The sequence below is a fragment of the Agrobacterium sp. genome (assembly GCF_032092815.1).
Taxonomy (GTDB): Bacteria; Pseudomonadota; Alphaproteobacteria; order Rhizobiales; family Rhizobiaceae; genus Agrobacterium.
Genome location: NZ_DAMDBP010000063.1, coordinates 13,073 through 14,493, shown reverse-complemented (window position 1 = coordinate 14,493; position 1,421 = coordinate 13,073). Strand labels below are relative to the sequence as shown.

The following is a 1,421-nucleotide window of genomic DNA, read 5'->3' as shown; positions in this document are numbered from 1 at the left end:
TTCTTGCGCCATACCGAGACCCGCGCTGTTAAAACGGATCATGTCGCGCCAGTCCGTCGCCCAGGCAGCTTCGGGATAAGCCACGACAGGCGCAATTTGGCTCAACGTATCGTAATCGGCCTGACTCAAGCCCGAATAGGCGGCAAGGATCACATCCGGCTGAGTGGCCGCAACGGCCTCAAAATCAATGCCGTCGCCTTCGTCAAACAAAACAGGCTTCTCAGCACCTAGCTCTTTCAGCTTTTCCGCAACCCAGGGCAATAGGCCATCGCCGTCATCATCGCCAAAATTGGCTGCGGCAAAACCGACTGGAACAATGCCCAAAGCCAAGGGAACCTCATGGTTGGCCCAGGCAACAGTCGCAACGCGCTCTGGCTTCTTTACAATGGTGGTTGTGCCCAGCGCATGTTTGATGACGATTGGATAAGAGGTGTTTTCTCCAGCCCACGCGCCGTTAAACATCGACAATGAAAGCCATGCCGCAACCAACACCGTGAAAAACCGTAAGAACCTTGGCACGGCCAACACTCCCTGCTGTTAAAACTTGGCTTTCCAGTTCCAGTTTCATTCCGGCGCGTCAAGGCTCAAGCCTGCGACTGTCCAAAACCGAGGCAAAGTTTCCGGAGTTTCCTACAAAACCAGAGGAATCTACAATACCGGACTGACAGCCTCAAGTTAACAAGCGGCGAAGGTGAATACAGGGTATTGTCTCACTTCGTGCCAATTCGAAACTGAATTCATCCCGCAACCTGAGTTCTCAAGGTCCGGGATAATCGGCGAGTAAAACACAGACCCTGTTGGTGACCAGCAACGATAACGCCAACTTCTGGAACTTGGACATGCACATCAAAAAAACAGGCAGCAAAGGCAAACGGTCCCGTATTCACTATCGCAATGCTGCCCTTCTTGGATGCACAGCACTTATCGCATTCTCGCCGGTCACTGCATTGGCGCAGGAAGCCGACAATTCAGGTTCCAATACAGTGTTGCAAACCATCACCGTTGATGGCGCAGGCAAGGATGACGATTCAAAGTCGATTGTCGCCCGCAAGACAACGGCTGTTGGCAAGATGCCAGGCGAAATCCTGACAACTCCAGCAACGGTTTCTGTTATTACAGCCAAGGAAATCGAAGAGCGTGGTGCACGCAGCATTGAAGACGTCGTGCAATATACTGCTGGTGTTGTCACCGACTATTATGGCTCGGATGACCGTTACGACTATTTCAAAATTCGCGGTCTCAGCCCATTCACCTATCGTGACGGATTGCCCATCGGCAGAAGCTGGGGCGGCGTTCTGGAAGAGCCATATGGTTACGAGCGAGTTGAAGTTCTCAAAGGTGCAAACTCAACCGGTTTTGGTGTCTCGGACCCCGGCGGTTCGGTAAATTATGTCACCAAGACACCGAAGAGCGTGCGTTTC

At 52.4% G+C, this 1,421-nt stretch carries 2 protein-coding genes; one reads left to right on the top strand and one right to left on the bottom strand.

The window, feature by feature from the left end:
• Positions 1–462, bottom strand: a 462-nt coding sequence (locus RT613_RS22165) for an ABC transporter substrate-binding protein (protein ID WP_313618548.1), incomplete at its 3' end; no start/stop codon positions are given.
• A gap of 377 nt (positions 463–839) precedes the next feature.
• Between RT613_RS22165 and RT613_RS22160 the strand changes: the two genes are divergently transcribed.
• The coding region (locus RT613_RS22160) for a TonB-dependent receptor plug domain-containing protein (RefSeq protein WP_313618543.1) at positions 840–1,421 on the top strand (582 nt) is incomplete at its 3' end.